We start from the raw sequence: 16,913 nt of genomic DNA on the forward strand, positions 1-16,913 counted from the left end.
CCACAAGGAATCCAAGGCCCGCAAGGAATTCAAGGTCCAACGGGAGCTACAGGAGCAACCGGAGCGACAGGGCCACAAGGAATCCAAGGCCCGCAAGGAATTCAAGGTCCAACGGGAGCTACAGGAGCAACCGGAGCGACAGGGCTACAAGGAATTCAAGGCCCGCAAGGAATCCAAGGAGTAACGGGGGCAACAGGAGCAACCGGTTCACAAGGTCCAACTGGAGATACAGGTCCAACCGGAGCTGGAGCCACTGGAGCGACCGGGGCAACTGGAGTTAGTACAACTGCAACGTATGCATTTGCGAATAATACATCAGGAACCGCTATTTCCGTTTTATTAGGTGGTACGAATGTACCATTACCGAACAATCAAAATATTGGTCCAGGAATAACCGTTAGTGGTGGAAATACTGTATTTACAGTTGCGAATGCAGGAAATTATTATATAGCTTATACAATTAATTTAACGGCAGGATTAGTTGTAAGTTCTCGTATAACTGTAAATGGTAGTCCGCTTGCGGGAACGATAAACGCTCCGACAGTGGCTACTGGTTCATTTAGTGCAACAATAATCGCTAACTTGCCTGCTGGAGCTGCTGTTAGCTTACAGTTATTTGGAGTAGTTGCAGTAGCTACATTATCTACAGCAACGCCAGGGGCTACCCTAACTATTATTAGATTAAGTTAATAAGCAAAAAACCTTGAAACTTTTATGTTTCAAGGTTTTTTTATCTTTGTATTTGTAAGTAAACCTCGTTAACCAGGGGGAGTGGATCCCCTCTAATTATTTAAAGTTTCACTTTATTCCCTTGAGCAAAAACATCGTAGTTCGAAAATATATTATAATAGAATGAAAAGAAAGAAATTTGGCAGAAAGGGAGGGTGGCGATGCAGGAGATGGTTAAAGATTTTTTTGGACGCCCACTTCAAGATTTACGTATATCTGTCATTGATCGTTGCAATTTTAGATGTACATATTGTATGCCAGCGGAAATATTTGGGCCAGATTATGCTTTTTTGAAAGATGAGTTTTTACTAACTTTTGATGAAATTGAGCGTTTGGCAAAATTATTTGTTAACATCGGTGTACGAAAAATTAGAATTACTGGTGGTGAGCCACTACTTCGTAAAGATTTAACAAAACTTATTGCACGTCTTGTGAAAATTGATGGGTTAATAGATATAGGGTTAACGACAAATGCTGTACATTTAACGAAACAAGCGAAGGCATTAAAAGAAGCTGGATTACATAGAGTGAATGTTAGTTTAGATGCGATAGATGATGACATATTTAAGAATATTAATGGTCGAAATATTAATACAAAACCGGTAATTAAGGGAATTATAGCAGCTAAAGAGGCGGGGCTGGAAGTAAAGGTAAATATGGTTGTAAAAAAAGGGATGAACGATCATCAAGTACTTCCGATGGCTGCGTATTTTAAAGAGCAAGGAATCACGCTTCGGTTTATTGAGTTTATGGATGTTGGTAGTACAAATGGGTGGAATTTTGATCAAGTCGTTACAAAACGAGAATTGATTGAGATGATTCATAAGATGTATCCACTTGAGCCAGCCGAAGCGCATTACTTTGGTGAAGTTGCGAAGCGATATCGGTACGTTGGAACAAATGTTGAAGTTGGTTTTATTACATCTGTTTCTGAGTCATTTTGTGTCTCTTGTACGAGGGCGAGAATTTCGGCAGATGGAAAGTTTTATACGTGCTTATTTGCGACAGAGGGTTTGGATGTAAGAGAACTTCTTAGAGGAAATCTTTCGGATGAGGAGTTATTAAGTGTTATACAAGATGTATGGATGAATAGAAAAGATAGGTATTCGGATGAACGAACAGAAGAAAGTGCAAAAAATCGTCCGAAAATCGAAATGTCTTATATAGGAGGATAAGAAAGGGGGCTATCGCATGCAGGAGCGATATTCAAGACAAATATTATTTTCTGGTGTTGGAGAAGAAGGACAGAGAAAAATAAGAGAGAAGCATGTGCTTATTATTGGTGCTGGTGCTCTCGGTGCGGCAAATGCAGAAGCGATTGTTAGAGCGGGTGTTGGAAAAGTAACGATTGCTGATCGTGATTATGTAGAATGGAGTAATTTACAAAGACAACAACTATATACAGAAGAAGATGCAAAGCAGTATAAACCGAAGGCGGTAGCGGCAGCAGAGCATTTAAGAGCAATTAATTCTGAGGTGGAAATAACTCCTGTTGTGACGGATGTAACGGTGCAAGAAATGGAAGAATTAGTGAATGATGTAGATTTAATATTAGATGCGACAGATAATTTTGAAACGCGTCTTCTTATTAATGATATTTCACAAAAGTATAATATTCCGTGGATATATGGTGGGTGTGTCGGAAGCTACGGAGTAACGTATACAATTTTACCAGGGAAAACACCGTGTTTTCGCTGTTTAATGGAGCATCCAGCGAGCGGTGCAACATGTGACACAGCTGGTATTATACAACCGGCAGTACAATTAGTAGTTGCGCATCAAATTACGGAAGCGCTGAAAATATTAGTAGAAGACTTTGGTGCGCTTCGTGAAACGATGTTATCGTTTGATCTTTGGAATAATCAACAGATGGCATTTAAAGTGAATAGGCAGAAAAAAGATACTTGTTTATCTTGCGGAAGGTTACGTACATATCCGAGTTTAACATTTGAAGGACAAACGAAAACAGAAGTGTTATGTGGGCGGAATACAGTACAAATTCGCCCGGGTGTGCGGAAGAATTTTAATTTAGAAGAAATTAAAAAACGCTTACAAAGAAGCGTAGAGATAAAGGCGACACCTTATTTATTATCATTTCCGGTAGAAGAATATCGTTTTGTTTTATTTACAGATGGCAGGGCGTTCATTCATGGGACGAATGATATGAATGTAGCGAAAAGTTTATATGCAAGATATATAGGTTGAACCTAAAGGAAACCCTTTAGGCTCAACGGAGAGAGGATTATGAATTTCTCGTATAATCTCCACTTTTTCCACCTGTTTTTTCAAGTAAGTACGTTTCACCGATAATCATACCTTTATCGACAGCTTTACACATATCATACACAGTAAGAGCGGTAGCGGAAGCAGCTGTTAAAGCTTCCATTTCAACACCGGTGCTACCTTCTGTTTTAACTTTTACTTCAATGAGTAAACGATATTGTTCTTCTGATTGTTTCCAATCGAAAGAAACGTCAACACCTTTTAATAATAAAGGGTGGCACATTGGGATAATATCAGAAGTACGTTTCGCGGCCATAATGCCTGCGATTTGCGCAACTGCTAATACGTCACCTTTCCCAATTTCATTGTGAGAGATTTTATCGTAAATTTCTTTCGTAACGACAATGCTAGAGCACGCAATTGCTGTTCGAACGGTTGCTTTTTTGTCGCTTATATCAACCATTTTTGCGCGTCCTTGGTCATTGAAATGTGTAAATGAAGACATGGAATTCCTCCTTGAAGTAATTTCTATTGAATATATAAAGTTTAATCGAGATAAAAAAAATTGCAAATATGAGGTGAGAAACGATGGTAGAAAAACGAATTCCAATTCAAGTTGCTGAGGCAGTAGAACGGGTAATGAAATATGCGAAGCATGGTGAAGTAGAAGAAATTTCTATTACGGAAAGTTACGGGAGAATTCTCGGGGAAGATGTTGTCTCAGATCATGACGTTCCTCATTTTGATCGTTCCCCTTACGATGGTTTCGCCATTCGAGCAGAAGATACGAAAGAAGCAACTCAAGAGAAACCAGTTGAATTTGAAGTAATAGGAGAAATCGGGGCGGGTTCCGTTTTTTTAGAGGAAGTAGGAGCTTTTGAAGCAATTCGCATTATGACAGGAGCAGCTATTCCAGAAGATTGCAATGCAGTCGTAATGCTAGAGCTGACAGAAGGGTTTGAGAAGAACGGGAAAACATATATGAAGTTAAAACGCCCTTTTAATAACGGTGACAATGTGTCATTTAAAGGAGAAGATATAAAACAAAATCAAGTTCTCGTTAAGAAAGGTGTTGCAATTAATCCAGGTGTTGCGGCCTTACTAGCAACGTTTGGATATAGCACGGTGAAAGTTGTAAAACAGCCTGTTGTCGGTATTGTAACGACAGGAAGTGAATTATTAGAAGTACATGAGCCGTTAGAACCGGGGAAAATTAGAAATAGTAACTCGTATATGATCGCAGCTCAAATTATGAAAGCTGGCGGGAAAGTTCGTTATTATGGTCAACTCGCGGATGAGTTAGATGCATGTTTTACAGCTGTTCAATCAGCGATGGATGAGGTCGACATTTTAATTACAACAGGCGGTGTATCAGTAGGAGATTATGACTACTTACCAGCTATTTATGAAAGATTACAGGCAAATGTACTCTTTAATAAGATAGCCATGAGGCCCGGAAGTGTAACGACAGTAGCTGAAGTTGATGGAAAGTTACTCTTTGGTTTATCAGGAAATCCGTCTGCTTGTTATGTAGGCTTTGAATTATTTGTGCATCCAATTATAAAAACGTATTTGTATGCGAAGGAACCTCACGTATATAGAGCGGATGCTATTTTACAAAAAGATTTTCCGAAGCCAAATCCATTTACTCGTTTCGTAAGAGCGAACGTAACAATTGTGGATGGGGCGTTACAAGCGATGCCGGTTGGTTTAGATAAATCGAGTGCGGTATCTTCACTTGCAGATGCGAATGCTTTTATCGTGTTACCCGGAGGAACGAGAGGATTTGAGACCGGAATGAAAGTATCCGTATTATTGTTAGAGCACTCTGAGGGATGTGAGTGGCCATGGGCGAAGCCCCTTCAATCTTACAAATAGTAGGGTATCAAAATAGCGGAAAAACGACACTTGTAGAGAAAATTGTGCATGCATTAGCCGAAAGCGAAATGAAAGTTGCTACAATTAAACATCACGGGCACGGAGGTTTTCCAGAAGTAGCGCAAAAAGATAGCGAAAGACACCGTAAAGCTGGTGCTGTCGTAAGTAGTGTAGAAGGTGCTGGATTACTTTCACTTTCTTCACTAAGAAAGAAATGGTCCTTGCAAGAAATTATTCGCTTATATGAGTTTTTTAAAGTGGATACAATTTTAATAGAGGGCTATAAAAAAGAGAACTACCCGAAAGTAGTGTTACTTCGTTCTGCGGAAGATGCTGAGCTTTTACATAAAGTAGAAAATATAGTGGCGGTTATTACGTGGTATGATGTCCCAGTAAATATACGAGAAGAATATAAAGTATTTCATATAACAGAAGAAGAGTTGTACATAGACTGGTTTTTACAAACGGTTAGGAGTGCGAAATGACAAATACATATTATGAAGTAATTGATACAGAAATCTCGATTGAAGAGGTAACGAAGAAAGTAATTCGACGTGAATGCGGTGCTGTTACAACATTTATTGGAACGGTTAGAGAGTTTACGAAAGGGCGTCGTACATTATACTTAGAATATGTCGCTTATAAAACGATGGCAGAAAAGATGCTAGAGAAAATCGGATTAGAAGTGAAAGAGAAATGGCCAGGTACACACGTTGCGATTACACATCGCATCGGTACGTTGCAAATTTCTGATATAGCGGTTGTTGTTGCTGTTTCAACACCACACCGTAAAGCGGCTTATGAAGCGAACGAATATATTATGGAACGCATAAAACAAATTGTTCCGATTTGGAAAAAGGAGTTTTGGGAAGATGGTGACTCATGGATTGGTGATCAATTAGAAAAAACACCATATCCGGCGGGAGAGCCTGGGAAGGAGCTATAAGTATGATTCGAGTATTGTTATTTGCGCACTTGCAAGAAGAAGCAGGGACAAGTGAATTACAAATAGAGAAAGAAAATATTACGGTTGCACAGTTAAAAGATGTTGTTGCGAACGAATATAATGTACCAGTTTCAGAGCCAATTATGGTTGCGATTAATGAAGAATATGCAAATGAAGATGACAGGGTCCAATCTGGTGATGTTGTTGCACTAATCCCACCAGTGAGCGGTGGTTAATATTGGATTCATTAAAACGACTTTCCTATATAGGGAAAGTCGTTTTTTTATGGCAGTTTTGAGAACACTAATCTATAGAACAAGGAGGGAATTATGAAAAAAATATGTGTAGTTATGACAATGCTATGTGCGTCTTTTTTCTCTTCTCCAAGTGATTCTTTCGCGAAAGAATCAAGAGAACAGCTTTTAGAGAGTGCATTATCAAATAGGTACTATTCAGTTATTAGACAAGTGACAGAAGATCAATATGAATGTGCTTCAGTTATAAATATAAAGCGTCTCGGCAAGAAAGATGAATTTGTTCCTAGGTATGAAGTGAAGCTACAATTTCTTACATTTCAAGGAGCGCATAATCCCCCGAACGATAGAGTTACGCTTACTTTGGAAGACCATTTAGATCACGTAAAGATAAAGAAAGTGGAGCGAGAAAAGAATGTTTCTGACGCTATTGCAGAAAAAGTTTGTGAACGGGAAAAAGAAAAAATAAAAGCTCACTCTAATGACTTAGAGTGATAACCTATGCATTTAGTAAAGAAAGGTAATGAGTGATGGATATATTTTTAGCGATTTTACCAGCTATATTTTGGGGAAGTATTGTGCTATTTAACGTAAAACTGGGCGGGGGACCGTATAGTCAAACGCTCGGAACAACGTTTGGAGCACTTATTTTCTCAATTGTTGTTTATATTTTTATGAAGCCAGTATTAACACCTACCGTTATCGGAGTTGGAGTTGTGTCAGGTTTATTTTGGGCGCTTGGTCAGGCAAATCAATTGAAAAGTATTGATTTAATGGGTGTTTCGAGGACGATGCCAATTTCAACAGGACTTCAATTAGTCGCGACGACTTTATTTGGCGTTATCGTATTTCATGAATGGTCCACGACAATATCGGTCGTCCTTGGGATTTTAGCGCTCGTTTGTATTATTATCGGTGTTATTTTAACATCGCTTCAAAGTGAAGAAGAAAAGAATGCAGAGCAAGCAGCAAACTTTAAAAGAGGTATCGTAATTTTATTAATTTCAACAGTCGGCTATTTAGTTTACGTAGTAGTGATTAGACTATTTAACGTAGATGGTTGGTCAGCTTTGTTGCCACAAGCAGTTGGTATGGTGTTAGGTGGGATTTTGCTTACCTTTAAACATCATCCATTTAATAAATATGCAATCCGAAATATTATTCCAGGATTAATTTGGGCAGCTGGAAATATGTTTTTATTCATTTCGCAGCCGCGTGTTGGAGTCGCAACAAGTTTCTCGCTATCGCAAATGGGAATTATTATTTCCACGCTTGGTGGGATCCTTATATTAGGTGAAAAGAAAACGAAACGTCAATTAACGGGTATCGTTGTCGGTATTGTTTTTATTATCGCAGCCGGAATTATGTTAGGTATAGCCAAAAGTTAAAGGAGGTATGGAAATGTATAGTGATTTAGCAGGGAAAGTTGTCGTTATTACAGGATCAGCAACTGGTCTTGGAAGAGCGATGGGAGTGAGGTTTGCTAAGGAAAAAGCGAAAGTGGTTATTAATTATCGCTCACGAGAATCAGAAGCGAATGATGTGTTAGAAGAAATTAAAAAGGTAGGCGGCGAAGCGATTGCTGTAAAAGGTGATGTAACCGTCGAATCAGATGTTGTGAATCTCATTCAATCTGCTGTGAAAGAGTTTGGTACGCTTGACGTTATGATTAATAATGCAGGGATAGAAAACGCGGTACCGTCGCATGAAATGCCGCTTGAAGATTGGAATAGGGTAATTAATACAAATTTAACAGGTGCTTTTTTAGGAAGTCGTGAAGCGATTAAATATTTTGTAGAACATGATATTAAAGGTTCTGTCATTAATATGTCTAGTGTTCATGAGAAAATTCCGTGGCCACTATTTGTGCACTATGCAGCGAGTAAGGGTGGTATTAAACTGATGACAGAAACGTTAGCGCTAGAATATGCGCCAAAAGGTATTCGAGTAAATAATATTGGACCAGGTGCAATTAATACGCCGATTAATGCAGAAAAGTTTGCTGATCCTAAAAAACGTGCTGACGTAGAAAGTATGATACCGATGGGCTATATTGGAAACCCTGAAGAAATTGCAGCAGTAGCAACTTGGCTCGCTTCTTCAGAGGCGAGTTATGTAACGGGCATTACGCTATTTGCAGATGGTGGAATGACGTTATATCCATCGTTTCAAGCTGGGCGTGGGTAATAAAAAAGGACGAAGAGATAAAACTCTTCGTCCTTTTTTTACAAAAAAAAATAGCGGCCAGCTATTTTAAATTTAGTGATTAATTGTATCTTGAAGAAATTCTGTTGCTTGATGTTCAGAAACATTTTGTACGAGTGCAACTTCACTGATCATCATTTTTCGGGCGTTATCTAGCATTTGTTTTTCACTCGCATTTAAAGTTCTCTCTTTATTGCGGCGAAGTAAATCCCGAACAACTTCTGCGCTATCTTGTAAATTGCCGTTTTTCATTTTTTCCATATTCATTGTATATCTTTGTTTCCATGAGAGTGATGTGTCTGACTCCCCGTTTTGAAATTCAAGAAGTATATCATCTAACGTACCTCGATCAACGATATAACGAATACCTGATTTTTTTAATTGATCCATCGGAAGCATTACTTGCATATCTTTACTAATGATGCGTATCACACAATATTGACGTGAAGTACCTAATATTTCTTTCTCTTCAATTGCTTCGATGATTCCTGCACCGTGCATTGGATAAACGATTTTATCACCAATTTGAAACAAATCATCCACCTCCATATGTGGTAACCACTTTTAATGATAGCATACGTATGTAAAAATGTCAAATTTTATATAATAACATAATGTTTATATTCGAGTCAATAAGATAAAGTGCTTTTTTATGCTTTTTTTTTGGGACCTTATTTATCGTGATTTTTTTAGAAAAATAGTACAGGTGAAGAAAGAAGGCATATCCACTTATTTTTAAGCATAAAATGTAAAAGCGCTAATACAATATACCTAAATCCGTTCTTTGCAAAGGAGGGAGAGAAGGTGGGGCGCACAATAAAAATTGATATTACAAATAAAGTTGTAGCTAAATTTAGACAAAATTATTTGGAATTATATACGAGTAAATTTATGATAGGTAAGTTTTATGTCTATACTGAAGATAAAGAATATGTGTTAGAAGACGGATATATATATGAGAATGGAAAGTTTTATCGCATCATAGATACGCACCGTGGCAATAATCAAGCGGCCGAGGGCTGCGATCTAGGACGGTGTTAACATGATTCGTGTGAAAGTATTTGATGAAAGTCACGAAAAAGACTTAGAAGACGCTGTGAATGTGTTTTTGAAAAAGATTGATGATAGCAACTTTGTAGATATTAAGTATCAAGTTGGTGTTTCTATTAACGACGATGAAAACCAAATTTATTGTTTTTCAGCAATGATCGTTTATAAAGCATAAAAAAGAGCTGGCTCACCCAGCTCTTTTTTATGTTTTATGTTGGGACAACATGTGTCGGTAATACGTTCATAATAGATTGGGTTGTGCCTAATTTCTTTGTCGTTAAAAGAGGCTCCCCTGTTTCATGGTTTTGGGCATCTTTACACATACCAAGGTGATAACGATCACCTAAAAATGGATCAATATAAAAACCGTTTTTGAATACTTTATCATTTGGATGTTTTTCATGGTGAATATCAGAGCAGTTAATACAATAGAACATAGCTTTCATCCCCTTTTTATTTTTGTTTGAAAAAAGTGAGTCGGTAGTCATTTCGCTCCTGAGGAAATGTTGAGGAGAAGAGAAATAACTACCTACTCAAATGGTGGGCATATTCCTTCTGACTTTGTCATATCTCGCGTATTGTCCCTTGAGGGAAGGAGGAGAGACGAAGTACGCATGATATAAGTAAGGCGCTTCTTTCAAGATGAATGATGGAGTTTCATGTTGAAAGAAGTTTTTATTTTGTATTGCCTTTGTGAGTATATTATGAGGAAATGCTAAGAGGGTGTTTGTCCTGTTGAAAAAATGTTGAGAATTTCTCAACAGTAAAAGAATTAGCGTTGACATGAAACTAAAAGGTGTTATATTATCGAAGTACAACCAAAAGGTGTTATGTTGTAACGCCGAGTAAAGGAGAATGAAAATGGAACAACAAAATACATTAAATGATATTAAACAAACAATCGTTTTTAACGCGTCTATTCAAAAGGTATGGAGTGTAGTATCAACTGCAGAAGGGATTGCGTCATGGTTTATGCCAAATGATTTTGTATTAGAGGTAGGACATGAATTTCATGTGCAATCACCATTTGGGCCATCACCATGTAAAGTATTAGAAATTGATGAACCAAACCATTTATCTTTCTCATGGGATACAGATGGCTGGGTTGTTTCATTTGATTTGAAAGACTTAGGAGATAACAAAACAGAATTTACGTTAATTCACGGCGGCTGGAAACATCCTGATGAAATTCTTCCGAAAGCAAATGCGAAGAGCTCTATTATTCGCGATAGAATGAGCGGTGGTTGGGTAGCGATTGTAAATGAAAAACTGAAAAAGGTTGTCGAAGGCTAAGTGTCCTCGTCAGCAGCGAAATATGATGTATTTCAAGCAATTGCTGATCCAACCCGCCGAGAAGTAATACGGTTATTAAGTGACAAAGAGTTACCGATTTCCAAAATAACGGATCATTTTCCGATGAGTCGTACTGCGGTTGTAAAGCACCTTCATATTCTTTCGGAAGCGAATTTAGTAAGTGGAAGAAAAAGCGGAAGAGAGAAGATATATCGTTTGCATCCAGAACCATTAGAAGAATTACAACAATGGCTCTCGTATTATGAACGTTTTTGGGATAATAAATTATCCATGCTGAAACATATTGTGGAGAATGAAGAATAAAAAGGATGACCAAAATGGTCATCCTTTTTATTGTTGCTCACTTGTTTGTGTAGCTGGCTTTAATAAGAGCCAAGCGATAATTAATGTAAATACTGCTAATACGAAAGTGCTCATATAAATGACGTGTACGCTTGATGCTAATGCAGATTGCGATTCGGTTACTACGTTTGCTGTAGTACCGCCATGTCCACCAGATACAAGATCAAGATTTTTAATACCACGTGCGTGAATCATCGTATTGAAGATTGTACCGAATATTGCAGCACCTAACGTTTGACTAAATGTATTAATAAATGTGTTTAAACCAACAGCTGTTCCGCGTGTATGAGCTGGTACGGCTGCTTGAATTGTTACCATGTAAATCGGTGTCACAAGCCCCATTCCTAAGCCGAATAATCCGACTGCTACATAAATAAGGAACGATGGTGAATTTGTTGATAGTGTAAATAATAAGAACGTAGCGACTGATAAAATGCTAGCTCCAAGTAAAATGATTTGTTTCGTTTTTAATTTGCCTACTAAGTTACCAGAGAAAATAGCGCCAAATGTCCACATAACAGGAATTGGCATTAAAATAAGTCCAGCTTCTGTAGCGTTTTTCCCTAATACACCTTGGCTCCAAATTGGAAGGTACATTGTAATACTAATAATCATTGCGCCAGCAATAAGAGTTAATATATTTATCGTAGATAATGTACGGTTAGAGAAAAGTGCTAGCGGAATTAATGGTTCCGGAGATTTCTTCTCGATGAATAAGAAAATAATAAATGAAATAGCGGCAAAGATTAATAGGCCGATAATTGTCATGTCTCCCCAGTTTTGCTTACTGCTACCTGTTAATAATGCATATAGTAGAGCGATTGTACTTAATGAGAAGACTGTTGCACCAAGATAATCGATATGATGCTTAGCAGGTTTAATAGATTCTTTGTAGTAAATTGCAATCATTAAGCAAGCGATAATTCCGAATGGAACGTTTAGGAAGAAAATATAACGCCAAGAAAGGGAATCAACTAAAAATCCACCTACTAACGGTCCGATAACACCGGATACACCCCAAACGGCACTCATCCAACCTTGTGCTTTCGCGCGGTCTTTCGCTTCGCTATATAAGTCTCCAATAATCGTCATTGTGATTGGCATAACAGCACCAGCACCGATACCTTGAAGCGCGCGGAAGAAGATTAATTGTTCCATCGATGTAACGACTCCGCAAAGTGCAGAACCGACTAAAAAGATTGTAGCTCCGATCAGTAAAACTTTTTTACGGCCAAATAAATCAGCGAGCTTTCCGTATATTGGAGTCGAAACAGCTGTTGCAAGCATATAAATTGCATATACCCAACTAACAAGTTCGACGCCTGACAAATCACTCGTTATACGAGGGATTGCTGTACTAACAATCGTTCCTTCTACCGCAGAAAGAAACGTCATTAACATTAAAGACATCATGACTTTTTTTCTCATTTGTTTTCCCCTTACCCTTTTTAAATATTCAACAATATAAAATATAAAGGTACTAAGGTATATAAAGCAACAAAAAAGCAATGGAAAGTTACATGGAGCAGATGTTTGTCGCTTCTTGTCGGTAAGTCGATATATTTGAGAAATCGCCGATAATGATTTCATGGCAATATTAAAAAAGAAACAGGAATCCCTGTTTCTTTTTTTAATATTGCATTTTCGCGTTTTCTCCAGCAGTCGTTCCAGCAATTCTACCAGTAACAAGGGCTGATGTAATATTATAGCCACCAGTATAACCATGAATATCAAGAACTTCTCCGCAGAAATATAAGCCGTTCGTAAATTTAGAAGACATTTCTTTCGGATTAATTTCTTTCACGGATACACCTCCGCCAGTAACGAATGCTTTTTCAATTGACTGCGTACCATTTACATTCACAGTAAACTCTTTAAAGTCTTTCACAAGTGCACGAATCTTTTCGTGAGAAACTTGTCCAGCTTGTTCGCTGCCGTCAATTTCATTTTTTTCTAATAAGAATAGGAAGTAACGTTCAGGAACATAACCTTTTAAAACGTTTTTAATTCCTTTTTTCGGATCTTCTTTCATTTGTTTCAGCATGCGCTGAAATAGTTGTTCACTATTTTCCTCTGGCAATGCATCAATACTCATTTGTATTGTATTCGTTTTAAACTTTTTCAGTGCTTTCACGACGAATTGGCTACAGCGAAGAGCAGCAGGTCCAGATAGGCCGAAATGAGTGAAGAGCATGTCCATTTTGTGAGAAATGATAGCTTTTCCTTTCGGATTTAATACACTTAAGTTTATATCACGTAAAGCAAGACCTTGTAATGAGCGGTCACGTATAAACGGCTCGTTTGAAAGGATAGGTACTTCTGTTGGGAATAATTCTGTGATTGTATGACCCGCTTTTTCAGCCCAAGCATATCCGTCTCCAGTAGATCCAGTTTGAGGAACTGATTTTCCGCCAACAGCGATAACGACGTGATTTGTTTCTAACACTTCGCCTGTTTGCAGTATAACTGCTTTTGTTTGACCATTTTCATATTCAATCGTTTCAACAGGCGTATTTGTACGAATTTTTACACCTAAGTCTTTTAATCGTGTTAAAAGTGCGTCTACAACAGATTGTGCTTTGTTTGACACAGGGAACATGCGACCGTGGTCTTCTTCTTTCAATTTAACACCGAGATTTTCGAAGAATGTAATAATATCTTCATTATTAAAAATAGAAAAAGCGCTGTATAAGAAGCGACCGTTTCCTGGTATATGTTTAACAATTTCATCAAGTGGTAGACGGTTCGTTACGTTACAGCGTCCGCCACCAGAAATTGCAAGTTTACGCCCAAGTTTATTTCCTTTATCAAGAAGTAAGACATTTGCGCCTTCTTCTGCAGCACCAATTGCAGCCATTAGCCCAGAAGGACCGCCGCCGATGACAATAACATCATAATGCATAATATATCGACCTCATTTTCTACATTTCCTGCCTAAAAGAATAGCATGTTTTCCCTTAAAAGAAAAATAGAGTGAAGTACTGCTTAATGAGAGAATTGTGGTACAATACAAAAGTTAGAGTTCAGCACTATCCTGCCATTTGTAGGCGATAAGACTAAAACCTCAAGATTTAGGAGAAGTAAATAGGGAGTCTGTTAGCCTGTAAATGCTCGAATGGTTCAACTAATAAGGAGTAGGAGAGAAGTCTCCAACTAATTATAGTTTCACTTTATGTAGATGTAGGAGGATTTTTGTATGTCCGATTCGAAATTTCTGCGCGGAACGCTTATTGTTACGCTAGGGACATTTTTAGTAAAGTTCTTAGGCATGATTTACGTCTTTCCGTTTCATGCATTAGTAGGAACAGAAGGCGGAACGCTCTATACATATGGATACATTCCATATACGATCTTTTTAAGTATCGCAACGGCAGGTGTGCCACTTGCTGTTTCAAAATTTGTTTCCAAATATAATGCGCTTGGCGATTATAAAACGAGCCGGAGAATGTTCCGCTCGGGAATGGTTATGATGATAGTAACAGGAGTTCTTTCGTTCCTAGTACTGTACATGACGGCGCCATTGTTTGCAGAAGCGATGCTTGGTAAACAAAGTATACACAATAATGTAGGAGAAGTTACGACGATCATTCGTCTTGTAAGCTTCGCGCTTATTGTTGTACCAGCAGCGAGTTTAATTCGTGGTTATTTTCAAGGTCACCAGTCTATGGGACCAACTACCGTTTCACAAATTATTGAACAAATTATTCGTATCGTCTTTTTATTAGCAGGTAGTTTTATCGTTATTAAAGTACTTGGCGGTACAGTTGCAACAGCAGTTGGAGTAGCGACATTTGCTGCGTTCGTTTCAGCGGTTGGAGCACTCGGTGTGTTAATTTGGTACTGGCTAAAACGTAAAAAATATTTGGATCAATATTTAATTGAACAAACTGTACCAGAATCAACAGTAAGCACCGTTCAATTGTTTAAAGAGTTATTTGCATATGCGATTCCTTACGTTGTAATTGGGTTAACAATTCCTTTATATCAACAAATTGATACATTGACATTTAACTCAATTATGCAGGCGATTGGTCAAGGTGATATCGCAGAGCGAGCTCTCGGTATTTTCACAATGTGGACGCATAAGTTAATTATGATTCCTGTATCACTTGCAACAGCGTTTAGTTTAACGCTTGTACCAGCAATCACAAAATCATTTACTGAAAAACAATACCGCTATTTGAAATTACAAATTACACAAACATTCCAGGCAAATATGTTTTTAACATTGCCAGCAGTTGTCGGTATTTCTTCACTTGCATATCCAATTTATACTGCGTTTTACGATTCAGATCCACTAGGTGGACAAGTATTAATGTGGTATGCACCAGTTGCGTTGTTATTCGCTTTATTTACAGTAACAGCAGCAATCCTGCAAGGTATTAACCAGCAGAAGCATGCGATTATTGCGCTTATAATGGGCGTTATTTTGAAATTTGTATGTAACGTAATCTTTATTCGTTATTTCGGTACAGTAGGAGCAATTCTAGCGACAGCAGTTGGTTTCTTAGCTTCTGTTTGGTACACAAATCAACAAATTAAAAAATACGCACACTATTCATTCGGTGTTGTATATAAAAGAACATTCCAAATTGCAGTACTGACACTTATAATGGTCGTTGCTGTAAAACTATCACAATGGATTCTATCCTTCATGATTTCGCCTGATGGCCGTATTGGTGCTCTTATAACAGTTGCGATTTGTGCAGGTATTGGCGGTCTTGTTTACGGATTGTTAGCAATTCGCACAGGAGTACTTGAAAGAGTATTTGGTGGAGAAGCATTAAATAAAATTCAACGTAAACTTGGTAGTAGATTTAAAATAAAGTTGAAATCAAGAGGGGCGTAATTACGTCCCCTTTTCTATGATAAATAAAGAAGGTGAAAAACGTGAGATTAGATAAATTATTAGCAAATATGGGATATGGAAGTAGAAAAGAAGTAAAGAAATTATTGAAAGATGGCGTTGTGAAAATTGATGGAACGCCAGTAAAAGATGCGAAAGTTCATGTAAATGTAGAAGAGCAAGAAGTTATGATTCACGGTGAAGTTGTGGAATACAAAGAATTTGTTTACTTAATGATGCATAAACCACAAGGTGTTATTTCAGCGACGGAAGATGATAATCATGAAACAGTAATAGATTTATTAGAATTAGAAGATGCAATCTTTGATCCGTTCCCAGTTGGACGACTTGATATCGATACGGAAGGCTTCTTATTGATAACAAATGATGGGAAGTTATCACATCAATTATTATCTCCGAAAAAGCATGTGCCGAAAAAATATTATGCACACGTTGCAGGAGTAGTAACAGAAGAGGATGTAAAAGAATTTGCTAAAGGTGTTATTTTAGACGATGGCTATGAAACAAAGCCAGGTGCACTTACAATATTGAAAAGCGATGATATTTCTGAAATTGAGCTTGTGATTACGGAAGGGAAATTCCATCAAGTGAAGCGTATGTTTGAAGCGGTAGGAAAAAAAGTAGTCTACCTAAAGAGAACAGAGATGGGTCCGTTAGTATTAGATGAAGAACTAGAACTTGGACAATACCGAGAGCTAACAGATGAAGAAGTAGAAATGTTAAAAACATATCAAGTAGATACTGAAAAGTAGTACCTTTATAGGCGCAGAAAAGACCCCTTTCTAATTATTAGAAAGGGGTATGTATTTATTTACCATACAATTATTTTTCGTTATGAGGTCATTCTCACTTTCTTTCCTGTTGTTGTCCACTTACCGCGGCAAGGGCTATACACGAGTTCATTAAACTGCAACACATTTAGATCACGTTGTATCGTTCGCGGTGTGATCCCGAACTCATCTACAAGGTCTTTCGTCGTTACCGTTCCGTTTTCATTGATGTACATATAAATTGATTTAATGCGTGTTAGCATACGAGTAGTTGTAGGTTTCAAGAGAAAACCACTCCTCTACTAGTTTTTTTGACCCCATTCAGGAAAGAAGGT

General features: G+C 37.8%; 22 protein-coding genes. 16 read left to right on the top strand and 6 right to left on the bottom strand.

From position 1 onward, the window contains the following. The 3 genes from ACTFRU_RS25975 to ACTFRU_RS25985 form a co-directional block, all read left to right on the top strand. On the top strand, positions 1–690 hold a 690-nt coding region (locus ACTFRU_RS25975), incomplete at its 5' end, for a BclA C-terminal domain-containing protein (RefSeq protein WP_440037958.1). A gap of 200 nt (positions 691–890) precedes the next feature. Further along, positions 891–1,904, top strand: a complete 1,014-nt coding sequence (gene moaA, locus ACTFRU_RS25980) for a GTP 3',8-cyclase MoaA (protein WP_001157114.1) — start codon at positions 891–893, stop codon at positions 1,902–1,904. 16 nt (positions 1,905–1,920) lie between these two features. Then, complete coding sequence (locus ACTFRU_RS25985; RefSeq protein WP_001158105.1) at positions 1,921–2,934, top strand: molybdopterin-synthase adenylyltransferase MoeB; 1,014 nt, start codon at positions 1,921–1,923, stop codon at positions 2,932–2,934. Between the two features lie 37 nt (positions 2,935–2,971). Here ACTFRU_RS25985 and moaC read toward each other — a convergent pair whose 3' ends face one another. After that, positions 2,972–3,457 carry a cyclic pyranopterin monophosphate synthase MoaC gene (moaC, locus tag ACTFRU_RS25990; protein ID WP_000094146.1) on the bottom strand — a complete coding sequence of 162 codons (486 nt, stop codon included), beginning with the start codon at positions 3,455–3,457 and terminating at the stop codon, positions 2,972–2,974. 83 nt (positions 3,458–3,540) lie between these two features. Between moaC and ACTFRU_RS25995 the strand changes: the two genes are divergently transcribed. The 7 genes from ACTFRU_RS25995 to ACTFRU_RS26025 all read left to right on the top strand — a co-directional run bounded on the left by ACTFRU_RS25995 (position 3,541) and on the right by ACTFRU_RS26025 (position 8,217). Further along, positions 3,541–4,830 carry a molybdopterin molybdotransferase MoeA gene (locus tag ACTFRU_RS25995; protein WP_440037959.1) on the top strand — a complete coding sequence of 430 codons (1,290 nt, stop codon included), beginning with the start codon at positions 3,541–3,543 and terminating at the stop codon, positions 4,828–4,830. Continuing rightward, on the top strand, positions 4,800–5,315 hold the full coding sequence (gene mobB, locus ACTFRU_RS26000; protein ID WP_000503325.1) for a molybdopterin-guanine dinucleotide biosynthesis protein B: 516 nt from the start codon (positions 4,800–4,802) through the stop codon (positions 5,313–5,315). The genes ACTFRU_RS25995 and mobB overlap by 31 nt, the downstream gene beginning before the upstream one ends. Then, positions 5,312–5,776, top strand: coding sequence for a molybdopterin synthase catalytic subunit MoaE (gene moaE, locus ACTFRU_RS26005; RefSeq protein ID WP_000185942.1), 465 nt, complete (start codon positions 5,312–5,314; stop codon positions 5,774–5,776). The genes mobB and moaE overlap by 4 nt, the downstream gene beginning before the upstream one ends. Before the next feature lie 2 nt (positions 5,777–5,778). Next, complete coding sequence (gene moaD / locus ACTFRU_RS26010) at positions 5,779–6,012, top strand: molybdopterin converting factor subunit 1 (protein WP_000621778.1); 234 nt, start codon at positions 5,779–5,781, stop codon at positions 6,010–6,012. A gap of 93 nt (positions 6,013–6,105) precedes the next feature. After that, on the top strand, positions 6,106–6,525 hold the full coding sequence (locus ACTFRU_RS26015) for a DUF3888 domain-containing protein (protein WP_000717687.1): 420 nt from the start codon (positions 6,106–6,108) through the stop codon (positions 6,523–6,525). 35 nt (positions 6,526–6,560) lie between these two features. Further along, complete coding sequence (gene glcU / locus ACTFRU_RS26020; protein ID WP_000350861.1) at positions 6,561–7,418, top strand: glucose uptake protein GlcU; 858 nt, start codon at positions 6,561–6,563, stop codon at positions 7,416–7,418. Between the two features lie 13 nt (positions 7,419–7,431). After that, on the top strand, positions 7,432–8,217 hold the full coding sequence (locus ACTFRU_RS26025) for a glucose 1-dehydrogenase (RefSeq protein WP_000286674.1): 786 nt from the start codon (positions 7,432–7,434) through the stop codon (positions 8,215–8,217). Positions 8,218–8,289: 72 nt separating this feature from the next. On the opposite strand, the gene ACTFRU_RS26030 is transcribed toward ACTFRU_RS26025, so the two are convergent. Next, on the bottom strand, positions 8,290–8,784 hold the full coding sequence (locus ACTFRU_RS26030; protein WP_000451445.1) for a CarD family transcriptional regulator: 495 nt from the start codon (positions 8,782–8,784) through the stop codon (positions 8,290–8,292). A 255-nt stretch (positions 8,785–9,039) separates the two neighbouring features. On the opposite strand from ACTFRU_RS26030, the gene ACTFRU_RS26035 reads away from it, so the two are divergent. Together ACTFRU_RS26035 and ACTFRU_RS26040 are read left to right on the top strand one after the other, a co-directional pair. Then, on the top strand, positions 9,040–9,276 hold the full coding sequence (locus ACTFRU_RS26035) for a DUF2553 family protein (RefSeq protein WP_000533806.1): 237 nt from the start codon (positions 9,040–9,042) through the stop codon (positions 9,274–9,276). Between the two features lies 1 nt (position 9,277). After that, on the top strand, positions 9,278–9,460 hold the full coding sequence (locus tag ACTFRU_RS26040) for a sporulation protein Cse60 (RefSeq protein ID WP_000621751.1): 183 nt from the start codon (positions 9,278–9,280) through the stop codon (positions 9,458–9,460). A gap of 34 nt (positions 9,461–9,494) precedes the next feature. On the opposite strand, the gene ACTFRU_RS26045 is transcribed toward ACTFRU_RS26040, so the two are convergent. Next, positions 9,495–9,722, bottom strand: a complete 228-nt coding sequence (locus ACTFRU_RS26045) for a DUF3973 domain-containing protein (RefSeq protein WP_000498989.1) — start codon at positions 9,720–9,722, stop codon at positions 9,495–9,497. Positions 9,723–10,146: 424 nt separating this feature from the next. Between ACTFRU_RS26045 and ACTFRU_RS26050 the strand changes: the two genes are divergently transcribed. Both ACTFRU_RS26050 and ACTFRU_RS26055 read left to right on the top strand, forming a co-directional pair. After that, the gene (locus ACTFRU_RS26050; RefSeq protein ID WP_000437765.1) at positions 10,147–10,578 is read left to right on the top strand and encodes an SRPBCC family protein; all 432 of its coding nucleotides are present in this window, start codon (positions 10,147–10,149) and stop codon (positions 10,576–10,578) included. After that, positions 10,579–10,902, top strand: coding sequence for an ArsR/SmtB family transcription factor (locus ACTFRU_RS26055; RefSeq protein ID WP_000098837.1), 324 nt, complete (start codon positions 10,579–10,581; stop codon positions 10,900–10,902). 27 nt (positions 10,903–10,929) lie between these two features. On the opposite strand, the gene ACTFRU_RS26060 is transcribed toward ACTFRU_RS26055, so the two are convergent. Together ACTFRU_RS26060 and ACTFRU_RS26065 are read right to left on the bottom strand one after the other, a co-directional pair. Further along, positions 10,930–12,369 (bottom strand): MDR family MFS transporter, encoded by a 1,440-nt coding sequence (locus ACTFRU_RS26060; RefSeq protein WP_001228021.1) that lies wholly within the window; start codon positions 12,367–12,369, stop codon positions 10,930–10,932. A gap of 202 nt (positions 12,370–12,571) precedes the next feature. Then, positions 12,572–13,843 (bottom strand): NAD(P)/FAD-dependent oxidoreductase, encoded by a 1,272-nt coding sequence (locus tag ACTFRU_RS26065; RefSeq protein ID WP_000558859.1) that lies wholly within the window; start codon positions 13,841–13,843, stop codon positions 12,572–12,574. 294 nt (positions 13,844–14,137) lie between these two features. On the opposite strand from ACTFRU_RS26065, the gene ACTFRU_RS26070 reads away from it, so the two are divergent. Then, the gene (locus tag ACTFRU_RS26070; protein ID WP_440037960.1) at positions 14,138–15,790 is read left to right on the top strand and encodes a putative polysaccharide biosynthesis protein; all 1,653 of its coding nucleotides are present in this window, start codon (positions 14,138–14,140) and stop codon (positions 15,788–15,790) included. 41 nt (positions 15,791–15,831) lie between these two features. After that, positions 15,832–16,560: a pseudouridine synthase gene (locus tag ACTFRU_RS26075; protein ID WP_001234947.1), complete on the top strand. Its 729-nt coding sequence runs from the start codon at positions 15,832–15,834 to the stop codon at positions 16,558–16,560. 80 nt (positions 16,561–16,640) lie between these two features. On the opposite strand, the gene ACTFRU_RS26080 is transcribed toward ACTFRU_RS26075, so the two are convergent. Continuing rightward, positions 16,641–16,862 (bottom strand): DeoR family transcriptional regulator, encoded by a 222-nt coding sequence (locus ACTFRU_RS26080; RefSeq protein ID WP_000805512.1) that lies wholly within the window; start codon positions 16,860–16,862, stop codon positions 16,641–16,643. Positions 16,863–16,913 lie beyond the last annotated feature (51 nt).

It is taken from the genome of Bacillus cereus group sp. MYBK220-1, from assembly GCF_051916445.1.
GTDB classification, from domain to species: Bacteria; Bacillota; Bacilli; order Bacillales; family Bacillaceae_G; genus Bacillus_A; species Bacillus_A cereus.